23 protein-coding genes are annotated in these 18,498 nt (G+C 59.6%); 4 read left to right on the plus strand and 19 right to left on the minus strand.

All coding sequences use genetic code 11. The features are described 5' to 3' along the window. Positions 1 to 89: 89 nt before the first annotated feature. On the plus strand, positions 90 to 1,055 hold the full coding sequence (gene phnD, locus AC1DVV_RS16805; RefSeq protein WP_477689451.1) for a phosphate/phosphite/phosphonate ABC transporter substrate-binding protein: 966 nt from the start codon (positions 90 to 92) through the stop codon (positions 1,053 to 1,055). 392 nt (positions 1,056 to 1,447) lie between these two features. Here phnD and AC1DVV_RS16810 read toward each other — a convergent pair whose 3' ends face one another. The 5 genes from AC1DVV_RS16810 to AC1DVV_RS16830 all read right to left on the minus strand — a co-directional run bounded on the left by AC1DVV_RS16810 (position 1,448) and on the right by AC1DVV_RS16830 (position 9,229). Beyond that, positions 1,448 to 3,853 (minus strand): response regulator, encoded by a 2,406-nt coding sequence (locus AC1DVV_RS16810; RefSeq protein ID WP_477702068.1) that lies wholly within the window; start codon positions 3,851 to 3,853, stop codon positions 1,448 to 1,450. Further along, positions 3,850 to 5,145: a sensor histidine kinase gene (locus AC1DVV_RS16815; RefSeq protein ID WP_477702067.1), complete on the minus strand. Its 1,296-nt coding sequence runs from the start codon at positions 5,143 to 5,145 to the stop codon at positions 3,850 to 3,852. Before AC1DVV_RS16815 ends, AC1DVV_RS16810 begins: the two co-directional genes overlap by 4 nt. Then, on the minus strand, positions 5,142 to 6,950 hold the full coding sequence (locus AC1DVV_RS16820) for a DAHL domain-containing protein (RefSeq protein WP_477702066.1): 1,809 nt from the start codon (positions 6,948 to 6,950) through the stop codon (positions 5,142 to 5,144). Before AC1DVV_RS16820 ends, AC1DVV_RS16815 begins: the two co-directional genes overlap by 4 nt. Next, the gene (locus AC1DVV_RS16825; protein ID WP_477702065.1) at positions 6,947 to 7,975 is read right to left on the minus strand and encodes a cytochrome-c peroxidase; all 1,029 of its coding nucleotides are present in this window, start codon (positions 7,973 to 7,975) and stop codon (positions 6,947 to 6,949) included. The genes AC1DVV_RS16820 and AC1DVV_RS16825 overlap by 4 nt, the downstream gene beginning before the upstream one ends. 540 nt (positions 7,976 to 8,515) lie before the next feature. Then, positions 8,516 to 9,229 (minus strand): DUF4197 domain-containing protein, encoded by a 714-nt coding sequence (locus tag AC1DVV_RS16830; protein WP_457281629.1) that lies wholly within the window; start codon positions 9,227 to 9,229, stop codon positions 8,516 to 8,518. A gap of 15 nt (positions 9,230 to 9,244) precedes the next feature. Between AC1DVV_RS16830 and AC1DVV_RS16835 the strand changes: the two genes are divergently transcribed. After that, on the plus strand, positions 9,245 to 9,760 hold the full coding sequence (locus AC1DVV_RS16835; protein ID WP_457281630.1) for a TlpA disulfide reductase family protein: 516 nt from the start codon (positions 9,245 to 9,247) through the stop codon (positions 9,758 to 9,760). 176 nt (positions 9,761 to 9,936) lie between these two features. Here AC1DVV_RS16835 and AC1DVV_RS16840 read toward each other — a convergent pair whose 3' ends face one another. Continuing rightward, entirely contained in the window at positions 9,937 to 10,392 is a 456-nt protein-coding gene (locus AC1DVV_RS16840; RefSeq protein WP_457281631.1) for a c-type cytochrome, read from the minus strand. A gap of 189 nt (positions 10,393 to 10,581) precedes the next feature. Between AC1DVV_RS16840 and AC1DVV_RS16845 the strand changes: the two genes are divergently transcribed. Together AC1DVV_RS16845 and AC1DVV_RS16850 are read left to right on the plus strand one after the other, a co-directional pair. Continuing rightward, positions 10,582 to 11,271 (plus strand): cytochrome b/b6 domain-containing protein, encoded by a 690-nt coding sequence (locus AC1DVV_RS16845; protein ID WP_457281632.1) that lies wholly within the window; start codon positions 10,582 to 10,584, stop codon positions 11,269 to 11,271. A gap of 81 nt (positions 11,272 to 11,352) precedes the next feature. Then, on the plus strand, positions 11,353 to 11,841 hold the full coding sequence (locus tag AC1DVV_RS16850; protein WP_457281633.1) for a GNAT family N-acetyltransferase: 489 nt from the start codon (positions 11,353 to 11,355) through the stop codon (positions 11,839 to 11,841). A 165-nt stretch (positions 11,842 to 12,006) separates the two neighbouring features. Here the strand turns inward: AC1DVV_RS16850 and AC1DVV_RS16855 are convergent, their stop codons facing one another. The 13 genes from AC1DVV_RS16855 to AC1DVV_RS16915 all read right to left on the minus strand — a co-directional run. Beyond that, positions 12,007 to 12,513: a peroxiredoxin gene (locus AC1DVV_RS16855; RefSeq protein WP_457281634.1), complete on the minus strand. Its 507-nt coding sequence runs from the start codon at positions 12,511 to 12,513 to the stop codon at positions 12,007 to 12,009. 245 nt (positions 12,514 to 12,758) lie between these two features. Beyond that, entirely contained in the window at positions 12,759 to 13,028 is a 270-nt protein-coding gene (rpsQ, locus tag AC1DVV_RS16860) for a 30S ribosomal protein S17 (protein ID WP_457281635.1), read from the minus strand. Then, entirely contained in the window at positions 13,025 to 13,234 is a 210-nt protein-coding gene (gene rpmC / locus AC1DVV_RS16865) for a 50S ribosomal protein L29 (RefSeq protein WP_431098894.1), read from the minus strand. Before rpmC ends, rpsQ begins: the two co-directional genes overlap by 4 nt. A gap of 12 nt (positions 13,235 to 13,246) precedes the next feature. Then, positions 13,247 to 13,663, minus strand: a complete 417-nt coding sequence (rplP, locus tag AC1DVV_RS16870; protein ID WP_122954483.1) for a 50S ribosomal protein L16 — start codon at positions 13,661 to 13,663, stop codon at positions 13,247 to 13,249. Positions 13,664 to 13,687: 24 nt separating this feature from the next. Then, on the minus strand, positions 13,688 to 14,596 hold the full coding sequence (rpsC, locus tag AC1DVV_RS16875) for a 30S ribosomal protein S3 (RefSeq protein ID WP_457281636.1): 909 nt from the start codon (positions 14,594 to 14,596) through the stop codon (positions 13,688 to 13,690). A gap of 12 nt (positions 14,597 to 14,608) precedes the next feature. Further along, on the minus strand, positions 14,609 to 14,938 hold the full coding sequence (gene rplV, locus AC1DVV_RS16880; RefSeq protein ID WP_007866508.1) for a 50S ribosomal protein L22: 330 nt from the start codon (positions 14,936 to 14,938) through the stop codon (positions 14,609 to 14,611). Positions 14,939 to 14,948: 10 nt separating this feature from the next. Continuing rightward, positions 14,949 to 15,227, minus strand: coding sequence for a 30S ribosomal protein S19 (rpsS, locus tag AC1DVV_RS16885; protein WP_007866503.1), 279 nt, complete (start codon positions 15,225 to 15,227; stop codon positions 14,949 to 14,951). A 9-nt stretch (positions 15,228 to 15,236) separates the two neighbouring features. Beyond that, on the minus strand, positions 15,237 to 16,061 hold the full coding sequence (gene rplB, locus AC1DVV_RS16890; RefSeq protein WP_011481232.1) for a 50S ribosomal protein L2: 825 nt from the start codon (positions 16,059 to 16,061) through the stop codon (positions 15,237 to 15,239). After that, the gene (gene rplW / locus AC1DVV_RS16895) at positions 16,061 to 16,396 is read right to left on the minus strand and encodes a 50S ribosomal protein L23 (RefSeq protein WP_457281637.1); all 336 of its coding nucleotides are present in this window, start codon (positions 16,394 to 16,396) and stop codon (positions 16,061 to 16,063) included. Before rplW ends, rplB begins: the two co-directional genes overlap by 1 nt. Then, entirely contained in the window at positions 16,393 to 17,013 is a 621-nt protein-coding gene (gene rplD / locus AC1DVV_RS16900; RefSeq protein ID WP_011481230.1) for a 50S ribosomal protein L4, read from the minus strand. Before rplD ends, rplW begins: the two co-directional genes overlap by 4 nt. After that, positions 17,013 to 17,696, minus strand: a complete 684-nt coding sequence (gene rplC, locus AC1DVV_RS16905; protein WP_011481229.1) for a 50S ribosomal protein L3 — start codon at positions 17,694 to 17,696, stop codon at positions 17,013 to 17,015. Before rplC ends, rplD begins: the two co-directional genes overlap by 1 nt. Before the next feature lie 216 nt (positions 17,697 to 17,912). Continuing rightward, entirely contained in the window at positions 17,913 to 18,227 is a 315-nt protein-coding gene (gene rpsJ / locus AC1DVV_RS16910) for a 30S ribosomal protein S10 (RefSeq protein ID WP_007838118.1), read from the minus strand. Between the two features lie 25 nt (positions 18,228 to 18,252). Beyond that, a partial coding sequence (locus AC1DVV_RS16915; protein ID WP_477686924.1) for an EF-Tu C-terminal domain-related protein occupies positions 18,253 to 18,498 on the minus strand: 246 nt, incomplete at its 5' end.

Consider the following 18,498-nt stretch of genomic DNA (forward strand, 5'->3'; position numbering starts at 1 on the left):
TGATTGGGCTGGGAACGCGGTTTGTGCGGCCAAGGGCACACAAACAGCATTCCTACGTATCTGTTTCATAGACAACTGGAGTGATCAACATGAAGTTTTATCTGCGCCATGCCGCAATATTGGCCAGCGCCGCTTGCGCCCTGGGTTCAGCAACAGCCCAGACCGACGAGGCGAAGCCTGCACGCAAGGCGAAAGCAGCGGCCGCTACCCCCGCGCCCGAAAAATATTCCGGCCCACGCGAAAAAATGGTCGTGGCCATGCCCAAGACCTATGGCAAGAGCGAAACCATGGCCTTGTGGGGCGACTACTTCAGCCACCTGTCACGCTGCGGAAACATCGACCTGCAAAACGCGCAAGGCGAATCGATGGACAAGACCAGCAACATCGACATCCTCGGTGAAAAAGAGCTGATTGAAGGTATCTCGGCCGGCAAGGTCCAGCTGGCACAGGTCAACCCCGGCCTGGCTGCGCAGTTGGTCACCGCCGGCCAGCCGGCGCCGTTTGGCGTTCCCGGCAACAAGGCCAGCGGCGTGCGCAACTCCTACAAACTGATTCTGATCACCCGCATCGACAGCCCGTACAGGGAACCGAAGGACCTGATCGGCAAGAAAATCGCGCACACCACACCCACCTCCAACTCGGGCAACCTCGCGCCGCGCGCGCTCTTCCCGGCGCTGGGCCTGACGCCGGACAAGGACTACGAAGTCGTGTTCTCCAACGGCCACGAGCGCTCCGTCACGGGCGTGATGCATGGCTTTTATCCGGCCGCAGCTGTGGCCAGCGATTTGTACCAGCGCATGGTCGTCAAGGGCGACGTCAAGGGCTCGAGCATCCGCACGATCTGGGAAAGCCCGCCCTTCATGACGGAAACCTGGACCATGAGCAAGGACGTTTCGCCCGAACTGCAGGCACGCGTGAAGAAATGCTCGTTCAGCTACAGCTTCTCGCCCACACTGAAAAAGCAGCTGCCCGGCAACGACACCTTCCTGCCTATCAACTTTGATCGCGACTTCGCGACGGTGATGCAGGTCTACCGCGCCAGCCAGAAGAAGTAGAGCCCCCACGCTCCCCCACTTCGTGTGGGTCGCGAGGCCTTGCAGGCCGCGGCTCGCGAGACGCTTCGCCTCTGTCGCCCGTCCAAGCCTGCGCAGGCAGGCTTGGAGCCGCGGGCTCCAGCCCCTCGGGGGCCGCCCGCCTGCGGTCTGGCAAAGCCGAATAATTGGCACACCCCTATCGGGCTCACTGCGTGTAGCCCTTTTCCCCTTGCAGGGGACGGTGCTTGCGGCCCGGCAAAGCCGGTTCCGCGGCACCCGTGGCTTGAAGAGTCCGATGGCGTAACTAACGGGGGTATTCCACCAGCGGGGGCCGCGGGTCCGGCTTCGCCGGCCCCAGGCGCCGTCCCCTTGAGGGGAGAACAAGCTACACGCAGTGAGCTTGGACAGGGGGATCAGATCCTTAGAGGTGGATGGACCGTCCCCCAGAGGCTTTCATCAAGCACCCGCTGCAGGGTTCGAATCAGTTCTTCGTTGGAGGTGTGTGCCTTGACCAGCACCGCTTCTGCGCGCTGGCTTTGCTTCGACTCCACATCGTGTGCGGAAAACACGACCACTGGCGGGACGATGTCCAGCGCTTCAATGGTGTCCAGCAGCCCCCAGCCCGAGCCGTCCTTCAGCGTCAGGTCGAGCAGCACCAGGTCGTAGCGGCGGCGCGCCAGCTGGTCGCGTGCTTCGCGCAGCGTGGCGGCAAATTCAAAGGTGGCAAAGTCCTGGGCAATGGCCGCGGCAATGCGCTGGATATCGAGGTCGTCCTCGACGTGCAAAATGCGCGGCCGGCCTTCGGCCATGTTGCCGATGGCACGGTGCAAACTGAGGATCAGGAGGTTCTCGTCGATGGGTTTTTCCAGCCATGTTGAAACCGCCAGCGGCTGGGTGTTGAATTCGAGTTCGCCTTCTTCGGCGTTGGCCGAGACCACCACGATCGGCAGGTCTTTCGTTGCTTCTTCGCGGCGCAGTGCCCGGATCAGGCTGATGCCGTCCTGGTCGGGCAGGTTCAGGTCGACCGTCATGGCAGCGTAGGGCATCAGCATGACTTGCTCCAGCGCCTGCCCTGCGCTGTGCACCATGTCCGAGTCAAAGCCGCCTTTATCAAGCATCAGGTTGATCAGGCGGGCAATGTCGGGATCGTCTTCGCAGACCAGGATGAGCGGCCTGGTCGCTGCCCCGGACCTGATGCTGGTTTGAATCGGCGCCGGCACCGCCTCGGGCAGCTCAAAGAAGAAAACAGTTCCGACGCCGGTTTCCGTCGTGAACCCGATTTGGCCGCCCATCCGCTCCACGATGGCGCGCGAGATGTTCAGGCCCAGGCCCGTACCACCCATTTTTCGGGTGTCCGATGTGTCGGCTTGCGAGAATTTCTGAAAGATGCGCTTTCGGAACTCTTCGGGAATGCCGGGGCCGCTGTCGGCGACTTCCACCCGGACCCTGCCGTTCTTGCACAGCAGCCGGACTTCCACGCAGGACTGGGCCGGCGCGAATTTCACGGCGTTGGACAACAGGTTGGTAATGACCTGGGTCAGCCTGTCGCTGTCGACGCTGACCCTTACCGCTTCTGCCGGTGCGTCCAGAACCAGCTTGACGTTGTGCTGGCCTGCGAAGCCTTCGTTGGCCGTCAGGGCTTGCGTCAGCAGAGGCTGCAGTTCCATCTGCTGGAAGTCAAAACGCATTTTTCCGGATTCAATTTTTTCGCTGTCAAGAATGTCGTTGATCAACCTGATGAGCCGTTCGCAATTGTTGGTGGCGATGCCGACCAGGTTTTTGGCCATGGCCGGCAGCTCCCCGGCCACGCCGCCGGCGATCAAGCCCAGGGAGCCGCGAATGGAGGTCAGCGGGGTGCGCAACTCATGACTGACGGTAGAGACGAACTCACTCTTCATGCGGTCAATGCGCTTGAGTTCGGTCACGTCGGTGCCCAGCGAGAAAAAGCCGACGACCTTGCCTTCGTCCTCGTTTTCGCCATAGCGTGGAAAGTACTGCATGACGTAGTCGCGCAGCTGGCCATCTGACGTGACCTGCGTGCGGTCGTATTGCGCCGCATAACCGGCGAGCGCTTCTTCAATCTTGCCCCGCTCTTTTTCGTGGAGCTCGTCGCCCATCAGTTCGCGCATGGTCTTGCCGTGGATCTGGCCGTGCTTCAGGCCAAGAACTTCTTCGTAGGCAAGGTTATGGAACTGAAAGCGCTGTTCGGCGTCGATATAGGCAATCAAGGCGGGCACACTGTCCGTGATCTGGCGCAGTTGTGATTCGCTGTCATGCAAGGCGCGGGTGCGCTCCTGCACGGCTTCCTCCAGGCCGCTCACATGCGCTGCCGCCTGCTGCGCCAGCTCCCATTTAGTGGTCAGCATTCTTGCTAGCTGGCTGACCTCAACAGGATCAAACGGTTTTTTCAGAATCAAAAGCCGATCCCGGGCTTGCAGCCGCGCGAACACGTCTTCCCAGGCGTGGTCGGAGTAGGCAGTGCAGATGACGATCTGTATCTGTGGATCTACACGCCAGAGCCGTTCGATGGTCTCCACACCGTCCCAGCCCGGCGGCATGCGCATGTCCACAAAGGCCATGGCATAAGGCCGCCCGGCACGAACGGATGCCTCGACCTTGTCCAGACCTTCACGTCCCTGGTAGGCCGAGTCCAGTTCAAAGCCATCATCGGACACCGGTGCGGCGTCGCCAAACAACAAGGCTTCGGCATCGTCCAGCTCATGCGCAACCGGCCTGGACGCAAGAATTTTCCGGAAGTCCTCGTGGATGGACGGCATGTCGTCGATCAGCAGAATGCGCCGGTTCTGCAGTTGAGTCATGGCTGGCTCCTGTGTTTTTTCGCATCAGCCGGGCTTTCATCGGGCGAGTGTTGCCGCACAGGCGATGGTATGGTGAAGAAGAACGTGGCGCCCTGCCCCACCGCGCCTTCGGCCCAGATACGACCACCGTGACGGGAAATGATCCGGTGAGCGCTTGCCAGCCCGATTCCCATTCCTGCAAACTCACCCGGCGAATGCAGGCGCTGGAAGGTACCGAACAGCTTGTCTGCGTACGTCATGTCAAACCCGGCACCGTTATCACGGACGAAATAGACCGTACTTTCGTTGTCGGGGTGCTGCGCCCCAACCCAGATCTCGGGGACAGTGGCATGGGCGGTGAACTTCCATGCGTTGGAAATAAGGTTTTCCATTACCTGGCACAGCAACGCGGAGTCACCCACAGCGGCAAGGTTGGGCGTTATGTGGACTTTCACATTCCGCGCGGTATTGCGTTTCTGGCAGTCACCGCGCACGCGCTCGGCTATTGCCGAGAGGTCGACTGTCTCGACCTTCAGGTTGGTACGGGACACCTGGGCCAACAAGAGCAGGCCGTCCGTGAGCTCACCCATTTGCCTGACTCCCTCGCGTATCCGGCTCAGGTAATGCCTCGCGCGTTCCGCCGCATCACCGCTGACGGCCTTTTGCAGCAAATGACTGAAGCCGTCAATCGAGTTCAGGGGAGAGCGCAAGTCATGCGCGAGCGAATACGAGAAGGCTTCGAGTTCCTTGTTGGACTGGCGCAAAGCCGCTTCGGTTGCCCTGAGGTCCTGCACGGTATCTTCCAGGCTGCTCACCTGTGCTGCCGCGCGCCGCGCCAGCTCCCATTTGGCGGTCAGTGTTCTCGCGAGCTGGCTGACTTCGATCATGTCGAATGGCTTTTTCAGCACCAGCAGACGGTCCTGCACGTCCAGCCGCGCCAGCACATCTTCCCAAGGGTGGTCGGAATACGCGGTGCAGATCACAATCTGTACATGCGGGTCGACACGCCAAAGCCGCTCGATTGTTTCCACACCATCCCAGCCCGGCGGCATGCGCATGTCCACAAAAGCCATGGCATAGGGCCGCCCGGTCTGGATGGATTCCTCCACCTTGGCAACACCTTCAGCGCCCTGATAAGCGGAGTCCAGTTCAAAATCACCGTAGGAAATCTGCGTGGCCTCACCAAACAACTCGGTTTCGGCAGCGTCCAGATCACGCGCCGGCGGTTTCGCCGCGAGGATTTTGCGAAAGTCTCCATGGATCGACGGCATGTCGTCGATCAGCAGGATGCGCTGATTCTGTAGCTGCGTCATGATTTGGTCTGCGCGATATCCATTGGCAGCTCCAGTGTGAAGGTGGCACCCCGGCCCGGTCCGTCGCTATGAGCGGAAAGTGTCCCGCCCATCTGGCTGACCGCCAGCGCGCAACTGTGCAACCCAAAGCCGTGGCCTGTTTTGCGCGTCGTAAATCCGTGCGAGAAGATCCGCGTGAGGTTTTCTGCCGGTATTCCCTCTCCCACATCCATGACGGAGACCCGCAAGGTCGAGTCGCCAACAGGCTCCACCCGCAGCGTGATCTTGTGTGATCCGGGCGACATGCCTGCCATGGCATTTTTGGCGTTGCTGATCAGGTTCACGAGAATCTGCAGAACCCGTGAGCGGTCCAGCAGTGCTTCTGGCACCTGCGCGAACTCCTTCACCACAGTGACTCCGTGGCGCGCCAGTGAGACACCGTTCATCCGCAGCGCGTCCTCCACCAGGTCGCTGATCTGCACCGGCTCAACGATGCTGCCGCCGCCTGCGTACGATTGCTGCGTGGCGACGACGTCCTTGATGTGGTCGATGCTTCTGGTGAGAAGTTCCAGCTCCTTGAGCATGCCCTGCTGCTCCTGCACCAGGGTCTGGGAGATCCCATTCAAATAGCCAGGCAGTATCTTGCCCTTCTCGTCGTGAACCAGAAAATGGGCCAGGTCTGCGGCGTGCTCGTTCATCAGCTGCATGCCCCGGGAAAGCCCCTGCACCCTGGATTTGTGCAAGGTGCTGCCGATAAGGTCGGCCGAGACGTTGACGCTGTTGAGGATGTTGCCCACGTTGTGCAGCACATTGGTGGCGATCTCGGCCATGCCCGCCTGGCGCGCAGTGGTCATCAGCTCGCTTTGCGCCTGGCGCAGCTCCTTCGTCCGTTCCTGCACGCGCTGTTCAAGGTGCTCATTGGCCGCCTGGAGTTCCGTGTTGACGCGCCGGATCACGGCATGGCTGCGAAACACGTGAAGGGCTGCATACAGTAGCAGAACCACCAGCACGGCCGAGAAAATTAGCAGGTAGCGGCCGTAGCGCTCGCCCTCCACCCCCGCGCGCTGCTGCTCGATCGTTGATGCATCGTTGGCCGCATCGAGCAACTTGGCGGTCGGTGCCGAGGAAATATCCGCGAGAAGTTCATTGACTGTTTTTTGTTCGCGCAGGATGGTCTGGACATGCGCGCGGAAGATCCCCAGCCTGTCGGCAATGCCCGGCGGAGTATGGCGCAGCTTGCCGTCAAGCCGGCCCAGTTCCTCTTCTATCTCGGCACCCTTTTCGTCGGTCGGGCTCTGGCTGTACAGCATGCTCGCGAGCAGCAGCCTGCTGACGCCAGACGAAATCTGCCGGAGCGCCGGCTCTGTGGCGCCGCGGCCGGGCCCGAGCGACTGCTGGACATCTTCCGCCGCGGTGGGAAGAAAGGCCAGCGAGTTTCGCAGCACAGAGTTGTGCGACTTGAATTGCTCGATCAGGGCGGCTTTGTCCTGCACGGCGCGTTCCAGCGCCGCGAGCTTGTCCACCTGCCCGGATGCATCGTGCTTGTGGGCGTGGGTGCCCGACTCGAGTTGTTCCATGAGCCGGGCCATCTCGCCCTGGTTATCGGCCAGCGCATCGTAGTGCGTGTTGATCCCGATCCTGGACTTCAGCACATCCAGCTCCCATTGCGCGTCCAGCTGCTTCAGGTGGCGCATCACAGCCATATCCTCAAAGTAGTGCGACTCGTCGAAGCTTTGGGTTTTGCTATACAGGAACACCAGGATGGACAGCAGCACGGCGGTGATTGCCGCCATAGGCGCCAGGGCAAGTTGATTCGTTTTTTTCACGGTTTGAAGTCCCGTTCGCCGGTGAGCGTATTGAGGAACCTGACAATGGATTCCTTGTCCTCCCTGGAGGCAACGCGTCCGAGCTGGTACCTGAACATGACATCGACGGCATCTTCCAGCGTCTTGGCCGAGGCATCGTGAAAATAAGGCGCCGTCAGCGCGATGTTGCGCAGGCTCGGCACCTTGAAGACGTGCTTGTCACTTTCCACCTTCGTGACCAGGTACCGGCCAAGATCGGCTTCCGTCGGGTTGCCCCGCTTTGCGAAATAGTCGCCCATGACGCCGAACTTCTGGAACATGTTGCCGCCTACATTGACGCCCTGGTGGCAGGCGACGCACCCGTACTGCTTGAACCTGGCGTAGCCGACCTTCTCCGCGTCGGTGATGGCGCTGGCGTCCCCACGCAGATATTTGTCAAAGCGGGAGTTGGGTGTGATCAGCGTCCGCTCGAATGTCGCGATGGCGTTCTGGATATTGGCTTTGGTCACGCCGTCTTTGTAGGCCGCGGCAAAGGCGCTTTTGTATTTCGCGTCGTCCGCTATCTTGCGAACCACTTCTTCCCACTTCGACCCCATCTCGATCGGGTTCAGCATGACATGGTCTACCTGGGACTCCAGCGATTCGGCGCGGCCGTTCCAGAATTGCCTGAAATTGAGCGCCGCATTGAACACCGTTGGGGCATTGACGCCAGTCAGCCCGCCGTTGAGCCCGACGGAGCGGTCACGGCCGTCACCGCCGCCCTTGCTCAAATCATGGCAGCTGAAACAGGACACGCGCCCGTTTCCGGACAGGCGTGGATCGTGAAACAGCTGCCGCCCGATTTCGGCACGGGCCGGGTCCTGCTTCAGTGTGAGGGGGATTGGCTGGATGGGCTCATTGAGCAAGGGGGCCGCGAAGGCGGCATGGGAGGCGAACGTCAGCACAGCCAGCAACAGCTTCAGCCGCACACCCGTGACCGCCGACGCCGTGACGGCAAAAGCGTCTGGGCTGGCGCCTCTGGGGCATTGATCGGGGTGCTCGTTCATGGCTCACCTCGTGGGTTTCGTGCGGGAGTACGAAGCGCGAATCCGAACCGGACGCAACCCCGAAGCGTGAACCGCAAGGTTGCCACCCACCGGGAAGCGGTGGCTGTCCGTCTTGATGATAAATCCATGTTTCGGCAATTGTCCGGATTTGCTGATGTTGCGGCGTTTCATGCCGGCGTCCATCCGTTGCCCCCAGCCACGGGACGAAGCCTGCATAACCCAGCTTGGCGGCTTGAGCGGCATTCTTCACATACCTTCGGTGATCCGCGGTATCTGCAGCCGCTCCAGACCGTTCGCTGCAACCTCATCAGAGCACGTTTATCGGCGAGGCTGTTAAGGCATTTCCCGCGTGGTCATATTTGCCAACCGCATGTAAGCAAATGCGTTTTTTCGGGGCCGCCCGACCCATGAAAACGCCGTCTCGGGTCCTGAACCAGACCCCGCTGCCCCGCCCTCGATACGCTCACTTTTTGATAGCTGCTTGCGCTCACCCTATATGGGCTGGAAGCCAATTTCCGATGCAATATTTCAGCAGAACCGTTATTTCATGGATCCGAAGACCTTTTTGAGGATGGCGCTGCCGGTGCCTACCGGGTCTTGCCGGATCTTCTTTTCCTCCTCGCCGATGATCAGGTACAGACCGTCCAGCGATTTGCCGGTCACGTACTGCTGGATGTTGGCGTCTTCTTTCTTGACCAGGCCAAAGCCGGCGGCCCTGCCGGCGAATTCGTTGTACTTGTTGGCCAGACCGACTTTTTCGGTCGCCTTGGTCACCACGGGCAGAAACTTCACGCCCAGCGGAGCGCGGGTTTTTTCAGCGAAGAAAGTGGTCACCGAGGTTTCGCCGCCGGTCAGGATGTTTTTCGCGTCATTCACGTTCATGGTGCGTACCGCATTGACCAGCAGGTCCTTTCCCATGGGCACGGCAGCTTCGGCGGCCCGGTTGATGGACGTCACCAGTTCATCGATCCGCTTGCCCTGGCCGAAGTTTTTTAGCAATTTCGAAGCATCTTCGAGATATCCGGGCAAGGGAATGCGAACTTTTGGGTTGCCGAGGAATCCATCTGTCTTGCCCAGCAGGGCGACGGCGGCGACAGCACCTTTTTCGAGGGCTGTTTTCAGGCCGGCGCTGGCGTCGGCATTGCTGATGCCCGACAAGTCCCCGAGCGAGAGTGCGTGGGCCTGGTGGTAGGTGGCCAATATCAGTGCGCCCAACGCGCTGACGCCGGCCTGGTTAAAATTGCGACGTTGCATGATGAGGTCCTTCCAATGAAATTGACATCCCGCCTGACAGTATGCCGCACGGCACTGGCCGGTATTTTGGCTGTGGCGGCCCTTGCTTGCCTGCCGGGATGTGGCGGCGCCGAGGCCGCGCCGGAGTCGACCTTTGTGTTGCTGGACGGCAGCAAAAAAACCACCGCAGACCTCAAAGGCAAGGTCACCCTGGTCAATTTCTGGGCCACCAGCTGCGTGACCTGTGTGGCAGAAATGCCGAAGGTCATTTCGACCTACAACAAATACCAATCCCAAGGCTACGACACGCTGGCCGTGGCCATGAGCTACGACCCACCCAGCTATGTCGTCAATTACACGCAGACGCGCCAACTACCTTTCAAGGTGGCCATCGACAACACCGGCGCAGTGGCCAAAGCATGGGGCGATGTGCAGCTCACGCCGACAACCTATCTGGTCAACAAGCGCGGCGAGATCGTCAAACAGTACGTGGGCGAGCCCGACTTTGCGGCGCTGCACCAGCTGATTGAAAAGCTTCTCAAAGAGACCTGAAGCGTTTCGCTCCCCCAAAAGAAAAGCCGGTTCAAACGAACCGGCTTTTTTGTTGCCCAACCCCGGGACGGAGATGTCTCCATTCAAGCGGGGGCCGAGGGTCCGGCTTCGCCGGCCCCAGGCGCCGCCCCCTCGAGGGGGGAACAGGCTACACGCAGTGAGCCTGGACGGGGGTGTTACTGATTTCTGAAGGCGTCGTGGCAAGCCTTGCAACTGCCAGCCGTCGCCGTGAAAGCGGTCTTCAGGTTATCAAGGTTGCCGGTCTTGGCCGCGGCGGCCAGCTTGGCGGTCTCTGCGACCAGCTTTTCATGGCCTTCCTTGAACTTGGCTTGTTCGGCCCAGATTTCAGGCTTGGCCTTGGTGTTGCCGCCCTTGTCGGTGCCGGGGCCAAAGGCGGCCCACGGGAGCTTGGCCATCTCGGCCACAATTTCTGCGTTGTCCGCTGCAACCTTGGCGTCGAAGGGAACACGGCCGTTGGCCATGGCACCGACACGCCCGAAGTGCTGGCCCATGACAAACAACGCGCTCTGGCGGTATTTGATGGCATCTTCGGGTTTGGCAAACTGCGCGGAGGCCGGAGCAGCCATGGCCATCAATGTGGCGGCTGCGGCGATACAGGCAAAAGCTTTCATGGGTTTCCTCGTAGGTTTTTTCTTAAGATGGGGCAATGGCAACACACTTTGCCTGTTGCCATAGGGCTGAGTTTAGCCAGACCAGATAAGTTCCGCAGGAACTTATGCGCTACGGGAAAGCACCAAGTGGCAGCGAGGCCGTATAAAGGGCACCGTTGCATAGAACAACCACAAAAACGAGGAGTGAGCATGTACACCAATAAAAACCTTCACAAGGTGCGCGTCTGGGATTTCCCCACGCGGTTTTTTCACTGGGCGCTGGTGGCTTGTGTGCTTGGGCTGGCCATTACCGGCACCATCGGTGGCAACGCCATGGTCTGGCATTTCCGGTTTGGCTATACCGTGCTCGCCCTGCTGCTGTTTCGCGTTGTCTGGGGCCTGGTGGGTGGGCGCTGGTCTCGTTTTGGGGCGTTCATCTATGCGCCCCAAAGCGTCATCAACTACCTCAAAGGCCAGGGCAAGCCCGAACACGGTGTCGGCCACAGCCCGATAGGTGCGGGTTCGGTGTTCGCCATGCTGGGATTTCTGGTGGCCCAGGTCGGCACGGGCCTGCTGAGCGACGACGAAATTGCCTTTGCCGGCCCCCTGACACGTTTCGTCTCCAACGCCACCGTCAGCCTGACAACCAACTACCACAAGAACATTGGCAAATGGGTGCTTTTGGCCCTGGTGGTATTGCACATCGCGGCCATCGTTTATTACCTGACCCGCAAGCACAACCTGGTCGGCGCCATGCTGCACGGTGACAAGGAGCTGGTGGTGCCGGCTCCGCCATCGCGGGACGACACGGTCTCGCGCCTGGCTGCAGCGCTGATCCTGGCGATCTGCGGTGGCGTGGCTTACTGGGTGTCTACACTGGCCGCGCCTGCTGCATTTTGATGCCTCCGGCCGGGGCGTCCCGGGCCTGCTCTCCAGTTGCAAATCACGGTAAACTGGTTGTCGACTTCTTCCTGCCGATCCGTGCAACGCCCCTCCATCCAGTTCATCACGCCCGACACGCCGGCGCAGCTGGCTGCCACGCGGCTGATTTTTCGCGAATATGCGGAGCAGCTCGGCATTGACCTGTGCTTCCAGAACTTTGAGGCCGAACTGGCCGAGCTGCCCGGTGAGTACGATGACCCTGAGGGTGCGCTGCTGCTGGCCCTGGTCGACGGCGAAATCGCCGGCTGTTGCGCGCTGCGTGCACTGGACTCGGTCGACTACCCGAATGCCGGGGAAATGAAGCGGCTGTATGTACGCCTGCCGTTTCGCCGTCTCGGTCTGGGCCGGCAGCTGGCGGAGGCGACTTTGGATGCTGCGCGCGTGGCGGGCTATTCCTCGGTGCTGCTGGACACGCTGGACGACATGGAATCGGCGCGCGCCCTGTATGCCGAGCTGGGATTCTCCGAGATACCGCCCTACTATCACAACCCGATCCCGGGCGCGCACTATCTCAAGGTCGATTTGTAGGAAAACATGCTGCAGGCCAATGGGGCTTTGCGCAAGCAGCTATGTTATTGATAGCAATTAACTAGCCGACGTCAATCCGCCATCACCAGCAGAGCACAATAAAAAAGCCGCTGACAAAGAGGCAGCGGCTTTGACAGACCCGTAAGGGCCGGGGGGGCAGCGTGATCAGCCTTTGGCTTGCGCCAGCAACGTGGCGGCATCACTGACTTCAAACTTGCCTGGGCCTTCAACATTCAGGCTGGCGACCTTTCCATCCTTGACCAGCATGGAGTAGCGGTTGCTGCGCAGGCCCATGCCGCGCGCCGTCAGGTCCAGCGTCAGGCCCGTGGCCTTGGCGAACTCTGCACTGCCATCGGCCAGCATGCGCACCTTGTCGCCGGTCTTCTGGTCGCGTGCCCAGGCGCCCATGACAAACGCATCGTTCACGCTCAGGCACCAGATCTCGTCAACACCTGCGGCCTTCAGTTCAGCGAACTTCTCTACGTAGCCGGGCACATGCTTGGCCGAACAGGTGGGCGTGAACGCACCGGGAAGCGCGAACAAGGCGATGGTCTTGCCGGCGGTGGCCTTGGCCACGTCGACCGGATTGGGGCCAATGCTGCAGCCGTTGCCTTCAACTTCAGAAAATTCCATCAGCGTGGTGGCCGGAAGGGTGTCGCCTACTTTGATCATGGTGTGCTCCTCAAGAATGGATGGGTTGTGAATGAAGTGGGGAAATCAACCCCGAAGTGTAGTGCGGCGGCAGCAAGCGTGTGCTCACTGTGCAAAAGGCGGCGCGCACGTGAAGGTCATACTTCGAAAGCCCGGAGGGACGGCGGCACACCAGCGGCATCGCAGAAAGCACAAACAAAAACGGCCCACCGAAGTGAGCCGTTTTTTTGAGCGTGACCGGAGTCAGCCTAAGTTGAACTCAAGACTTAAACGACCGCAGCCTTTTCAACCAGACGGGTCACAACCCAGTTCTTGGTCTTGGAGATCGGGCGGCTTTCGGTGATCTCGATCACGTCACCCGTGTGGTACTCGCCTTTTTCGTCATGGGCGTGGTACTTGCTGGACAGCGATACGATCTTGCCGTACAGCTCATGTTTCACACGACGCTCAACCAGAACCGTGACAGTCTTGGCGCGCTTGTCGCTGACCACCTTGCCGATCAAGGTGCGCTTGAGGGATTTTTTAGCTTCCGTCATTTTTTGGCTCCTTGCTTGACGATGGTTTCGGCCAGGATAGTCTTGGCGCGAGCGATGCTGCGACGCGTGGAACGCAGCGTGGAAAGGTTGGTCAGTTGCTGCGTGGCTTTTTGCATGCGCAGGCCAAAGTGGGCTTTTTGCAGCTCTTTGACTTCGGTTTTCAGGCCGGCAACGTCTTTTTGGCGCAGTTCAGTAGATTTGGTCATTGTCATTTCCCCTTACTGGCCGATCATGCGGCTGACGAAGGTGGTGCGCAGCGGCAGCTTGGCGGATGCCAGGCGGAACGCTTCGCGGGCCAGCTCTTCAGGCACACCAACGATTTCAAAGACGATCTTGCCGGGCTGGATTTCAGCCACGTAGTACTCTGGGTTACCTTTACCGTTACCCATACGCACTTCAGCAGGCTTTTGGGAAATCGGCTTGTCCGGGAAGACACGGATCCAGATACGGCCGCCACGTTTGACGTGACGGGAAATCGCACGGCGTGCGGCTTCAATTTGACGGGCCGTCAAACGGCCACGGTCAGTGCATTTAAGACCGAAGTCACCGAACGCAACCGAGGAACCCCGGGTTGCGATGCCGGTGTTACGGCCTTTTTGCTCTTTGCGGTATTTTCTGCGAGCGGGTTGCAGCATTTTGATTCTCCGTTAATAGACCGATTACTCGGTCTTGGCACCGTCAGCTGCTGCAGCTGGCGCGGCTTTACGGACGCGCTTAACGGTGGTTTTCGGGGCTTCGCTACCAGGAGTAGCTTCAGCCGGCTTGTCGCTTCCATCTACCGGAGCGGTGTTGGTCGCACCGCGTGGTGCACGGGCACCGCGTGGAGCAGGACGGTCGGAACCAGGGCGATCGCCAGGACGGGCATCACGGCGTGGGCCGCGCGGCTTGCGTTCTTCGTCGGCCGGTGTTTCCACCATCTTGGCGCCTGGCGCATCGTTGCGGCCCAGCGTGTCGCCCTTGTAGACCCAGACCTTGACGCCGATCACACCATAGGTGGTCTTGGCTTCGGAGGTGCCGTAGTCGATGTCGGCGCGCAGGGTGTGAAGGGGCACGCGACCTTCGCGGTACCACTCGCAACGAGCGATTTCAATGCCGTTGAGGCGGCCGGACGACATGATCTTGATGCCCAGGGCACCCAGACGCATGGCATTTTGCATGGCGCGCTTCATCGCACGGCGGAACATGATGCGTTTTTCAAGCTGCTGGGTGATGCTGTCAGCGATGAGCTTGGCATCAATTTCAGGCTTGCGAACTTCTTCGATGTTCACGGCGACCGGCACGCCCAGCTGGCGGCTCAGTTCTTTCTTGAGGTTCTCGATGTCCTCACCTTTTTTGCCGATCACGACGCCCGGACGTGCCGAGAAAATCGTGATGCGGGCATTCTTGGCGGGGCGCTCGATCAGAACGCGCGAAACCGCAGCGTTCTTGAGCTTGGCCTTCAGATACTCGCGAACCTTGATGTCTTCAGCCAGCATGCCGGCGAAATCACGGTTGCTTGCGTACCAGCGGCTAGACCAGTTGCGGCTAACTGCAAGGCGAAACCCGGTTGGGTTGATTTTTTGTCCCATATCCTGCTGCCTTTAGTTGCCAACGACCACGTACACATGGCACGTGGGCTTGCTGATGCTGTTGCCGCGGCCTTTTGCGCGCGCGGAGAAACGCTTGAGCGTGGCACCTTGTTCGACGTAGATGGTTTTCACCTTCAGCTCGTCGATGTCGGCGCCATCGTTGTGTTCAGCGTTGGCGATGGCGGACTCCACAACCTTCTTGATGATTCCAGCAGCTTTTTTCTGCGTGAAATTCAGGATGTTGAGGGCTTGATCCACTTTCTTGCCGCGGATCAGGTCAGCGACCAGACGGCCCTTGTCGACCGACAGACGAACGCCCCGGAGGGTTGCACGTGTTTCCATGGTCTTTTCCTTACTTTCTCACAACTTTTTTATCAGCCGGATGACCTTTGAAAGTCCGGGTGAGTGCGAACTCGCCCAGCTTGTGGCCAACCATTTGATCGGTGATGTAGACAGGTACGTGCTGCTTGCCGTTGTGAACGGCGATGGTCAGGCCGATGAACTCGGGCAGGATCATGGAGCGACGCGACCAGGTCTTGATCGGCTTTTTGTCCTTGTTGGTAACGGCCTTGTCGGCTTTGGCTACCAAATGATGGTCGACAAACGGACCTTTTTTGAGTGAACGTGTCATGGGTTAGCCTTACTTCTTGCGACGCGAAACAATCATCACTTGCGTGCGCTTGTTGTTGCGGGTGCGGTAGCCCTTGGTCAGGTTACCCCATGGATCGACAGGATGACGGCCTTCGCCGGTCTTGCCTTCGCCACCGCCGTGCGGGTGGTCAACGGGGTTCATCACCACACCGCGAACGGTCGGGCGAATACCCATCCAGCGCTTCACACCGGCCTTGCCGAGACGGCGCAGGCTGTGTTCTTCGTTGGCGACTTCACCAATGGTGGCGCGGCATTCGATGTGGATCTTGCGAACTTCACCGGAGCGCATACGCACCTGGGCGTAGGTACCTTCGCGGGCCAACAAGGTTGCAGAGGTGCCGGCAGAGCGGGCGATTTGCGCGCCCTTGCCGATTTGCATCTCGATGCAGTGGATCGTCGAACCGACAGGAATATTGCGGATCGGCAGGGTGTTGCCGACGCGAATCGGCGCTTCCGAACCGCTGATCAGCGTGGCGCCGACTTCAAGGCCGCGGGGGGCGATGATGTAGGTGCGCTCGCCGTCGGCGTAGCAGAGCAGAGCAATGTGGGCCGTGCGGTTGGGGTCGTACTCGATACGTTCGACCTTGGCCGGAATGGCGTCCTTGTTGCGCTTGAAGTCGACCACGCGGTAGTGGTGCTTGTGACCACCGCCTTTGTGGCGAACCGTGATGTGCCCGTTGTTGTTACGGCCGGACTTCTGGAATTGTGGCTCCAGCAGCGGCGCGTAAGGCTCACCCTTGTGCAGGTGATCCCGGGAGATCTTCACCATCCCGCGCATGCCGGGAGAGGTGGGTTTCATTTTAATGACAGCCATTACGCAGACTCCCCACCGAGGTTGAGCTCTTGACCTGGCTTGAGCGTCACGTAGGCCTTGCGAATGTTGTCGCGGCGGCCCACGGATTTGCCAAAGCGCTTGGTCTTGCCTTTGATGTTGAGGACGGCAACCGACTGAACGTCCACCTTGAACATCAGCTGCACAGCAGCCTTGATCTCAAATTTGGTAGCGTCCTGCAGCACCTTGAAGGTCACGGCATTGGTCTTGTCCGCAATCATCGTCGCCTTTTCAGACACGATGGGAGCGACCAGAACCTGCATCAGGCGGCCTTCGTCGAATTTCAGTTTTGGAGAAGATGGGTTACGGGCGCTCATGCGAACATCTCCTTGAGTTGGTCCATGGCGGCCTTGGTGACCAGAACCTTCTTGTAGTGAACCAGCGACACCGGATCGGCGTAACGGGGCTCAACCACGAGGATGTTCACCAGATTGCGGGAAGCCAGGTACAGGTTTTCATCAACCACATCAGCGATGACCAGCACCGAGTTGAGGTTCATGGCCTTGAACTTGTCAGCCAGGACTTTCGTCTTGGGTGAATCCACAGCCAGCGAATCAACCACAGCCAGGCGGCCTTCGCGCGCCAGTTGCGAGAAGATGGACGCCATGCCGGCGCGATACATCTTCTTGTTGATCTTCTGCGTGAAGTTTTCATCAGGCATGTTCGGGAAGATACGACCGCCGCCGCGCCACAGTGGCGAAGACGTCATACCAGCACGTGCACGACCGGTGCCCTTTTGTTTAAACGGCTTCTTGGTCGAGTGACGAACCTGCTCACGGTCCTTCTGGGCCCGGGTACCCTGGCGGGCGTTGGCCTGGAAGGCCACGACCACCTGGTGAATCAGGCTTTCGTTGTATTCGCGACCAAATACGGTATCAGGCACGTCCACTTTGGACGAAGCCAGACCTTGGTCATTCAGGAGTTCGACCTGCATCAGTTCGCTCCTTTAGCAGCGGTGGTGGGCTTGGCCTTGATCGCGGCGCGAACCGTGACAAAACCGCCTTTGGAACCAGGCACAGCGCCGCGAATCATCAGCAGCTGACGGGCTTCGTCAATGCGCACAATGTTCAGGTTTTGCGTGGTCACGGTGACGTCACCCAGGTGGCCCGTCATGCGTTTACCAGGAAACACACGGCCGGGGTCCTGCGCCATACCGATGGAGCCGGGAACGTTGTGCGAACGGCTGTTACCGTGCGACGCGCGCTGCGAGCTCATGTTGTGGCGCTTGATGGTGCCGGCGTAGCCTTTACCAATGGAGGTGCCCTGCACGTCCACCAGCTGGCCCACGGCAAACACGTCGGCTGCGGGCACAACAGTACCGGCAGCGTATTTGCCTGCGACGTCAGCCGTCACGCGGAATTCTTTCAGGATTTCACCAGCCTCAACGCCTGCTTTCGCAAGGTGGCCAGCGGCCGGCTTGGTCACGCGCGATGCTTTGCGTGCGCCAAATGCCACTTGAAGGGCATCGTAGCCGTCATTTGCTTCGGTTTTAACCTGGGTCACGCGGTTGTTCGATACATCCACCACGGTAACAGGAACTGTGTCCCCATCATCCGTGAACAGACGCATCATGCCAACTTTGCGGCCCAGCAACCCGAGGGAGTTGCTCAGACTCATGATGTGTTCTTTCGTAACTTTCACCGCTGCGACTTCAATTGGCCACAGACGTTTTGATGTGAAAGACTGTTAATAAAACCGCCCAATCCATAGAAGCAAGGAGCCAATATGCAAAGGACAGCCCGAGAGTATAGCCCAGGCGGCCAAAAATGGCAAACCTGGGCTAAAACCTGTCGATTTGGGGGCCAGCTTGTGGCCGAAACCCCGATTTTTTGCTTACTGCAGCTTGATTTCGACGTCCACGCCAGCCGGCAAGTCGAGCTTCATCAGGGCATCCACGGTTTTGTCCGTAGGGTCCACGATGTCCATCAGACGCTGGTGCGTGCGGATTTCCAGCTGGTCGCGGCTCGTCTTGTTGACGTGGGGCGAACGCAGGATGTCAAAACGCTTCATGCGCGTTGGCAGGGGCACGGGGCCCTTGACAATCGCACCGGTGCGCTTGGCAGTGTCAACGATTTCAGCTGCCGACTGGTCGATCAGCTTGTAATCAAACGCCTTCAGGCGAATGCGGATTTTTTGCTTGGTGGCCATGGTAATTCCTTATGGTTTGCGGAAATTACGCAATGATTTTGGCAACGACGCCGGCGCCGACGGTCTTGCCGCCTTCGCGGATGGCAAAGCGCAGGCCTTCTTCCATGGCGATCGGGTTGATCAGCTTGACGGTGATCGACACGTTATCGCCTGGCATGACCATTTCCTTGCCTTCTGGCAACTCGATCGCACCGGTCACGTCCGTCGTGCGGAAGTAGAACTGGGGGCGATAGTTGTTGAAGAATGGCGTGTGGCGGCCGCCTTCGTCCTT

The organism is Polaromonas sp. P3_B4 (genome assembly GCF_056402835.1).

What these genes read in the sequence shown, in the direction of transcription:
- phnD (WP_477689451.1), top strand. Translation starts at nt 90, where the DNA reads ATGAAGTTTTATCTGCGCCATGCCGCAATATTGGCCAGCGCCGCTTGC.
- AC1DVV_RS16810 (WP_477702068.1), bottom strand. Translation starts at nt 3,853, where the DNA reads ATGACTCAACTGCAGAACCGGCGCATTCTGCTGATCGACGACATGCCG.
- AC1DVV_RS16815 (WP_477702067.1), bottom strand. Translation starts at nt 5,145, where the DNA reads ATGACGCAGCTACAGAATCAGCGCATCCTGCTGATCGACGACATGCCG.
- AC1DVV_RS16825 (WP_477702065.1), bottom strand. Translation starts at nt 7,975, where the DNA reads ATGAACGAGCACCCCGATCAATGCCCCAGAGGCGCCAGCCCAGACGCT.
- AC1DVV_RS16830 (WP_457281629.1), bottom strand. Translation starts at nt 9,229, where the DNA reads ATGCAACGTCGCAATTTTAACCAGGCCGGCGTCAGCGCGTTGGGCGCA.
- AC1DVV_RS16835 (WP_457281630.1), top strand. Translation starts at nt 9,245, where the DNA reads ATGAAATTGACATCCCGCCTGACAGTATGCCGCACGGCACTGGCCGGT.
- AC1DVV_RS16840 (WP_457281631.1), bottom strand. Translation starts at nt 10,392, where the DNA reads ATGAAAGCTTTTGCCTGTATCGCCGCAGCCGCCACATTGATGGCCATG.
- AC1DVV_RS16845 (WP_457281632.1), top strand. Translation starts at nt 10,582, where the DNA reads ATGTACACCAATAAAAACCTTCACAAGGTGCGCGTCTGGGATTTCCCC.
- AC1DVV_RS16855 (WP_457281634.1), bottom strand. Translation starts at nt 12,513, where the DNA reads ATGATCAAAGTAGGCGACACCCTTCCGGCCACCACGCTGATGGAATTT.
- rpsQ (WP_457281635.1), bottom strand. Translation starts at nt 13,028, where the DNA reads ATGACGGAAGCTAAAAAATCCCTCAAGCGCACCTTGATCGGCAAGGTG.
- rpmC (WP_431098894.1), bottom strand. Translation starts at nt 13,234, where the DNA reads ATGACCAAATCTACTGAACTGCGCCAAAAAGACGTTGCCGGCCTGAAA.
- rplP (WP_122954483.1), bottom strand. Translation starts at nt 13,663, where the DNA reads ATGCTGCAACCCGCTCGCAGAAAATACCGCAAAGAGCAAAAAGGCCGT.
- rpsC (WP_457281636.1), bottom strand. Translation starts at nt 14,596, where the DNA reads ATGGGACAAAAAATCAACCCAACCGGGTTTCGCCTTGCAGTTAGCCGC.
- rplV (WP_007866508.1), bottom strand. Translation starts at nt 14,938, where the DNA reads ATGGAAACACGTGCAACCCTCCGGGGCGTTCGTCTGTCGGTCGACAAG.
- rpsS (WP_007866503.1), bottom strand. Translation starts at nt 15,227, where the DNA reads ATGACACGTTCACTCAAAAAAGGTCCGTTTGTCGACCATCATTTGGTA.
- rplB (WP_011481232.1), bottom strand. Translation starts at nt 16,061, where the DNA reads ATGGCTGTCATTAAAATGAAACCCACCTCTCCCGGCATGCGCGGGATG.
- rplW (WP_457281637.1), bottom strand. Translation starts at nt 16,396, where the DNA reads ATGAGCGCCCGTAACCCATCTTCTCCAAAACTGAAATTCGACGAAGGC.
- rplD (WP_011481230.1), bottom strand. Translation starts at nt 17,013, where the DNA reads ATGCAGGTCGAACTCCTGAATGACCAAGGTCTGGCTTCGTCCAAAGTG.
- rplC (WP_011481229.1), bottom strand. Translation starts at nt 17,696, where the DNA reads ATGAGTCTGAGCAACTCCCTCGGGTTGCTGGGCCGCAAAGTTGGCATG.
- rpsJ (WP_007838118.1), bottom strand. Translation starts at nt 18,227, where the DNA reads ATGGCCACCAAGCAAAAAATCCGCATTCGCCTGAAGGCGTTTGATTAC.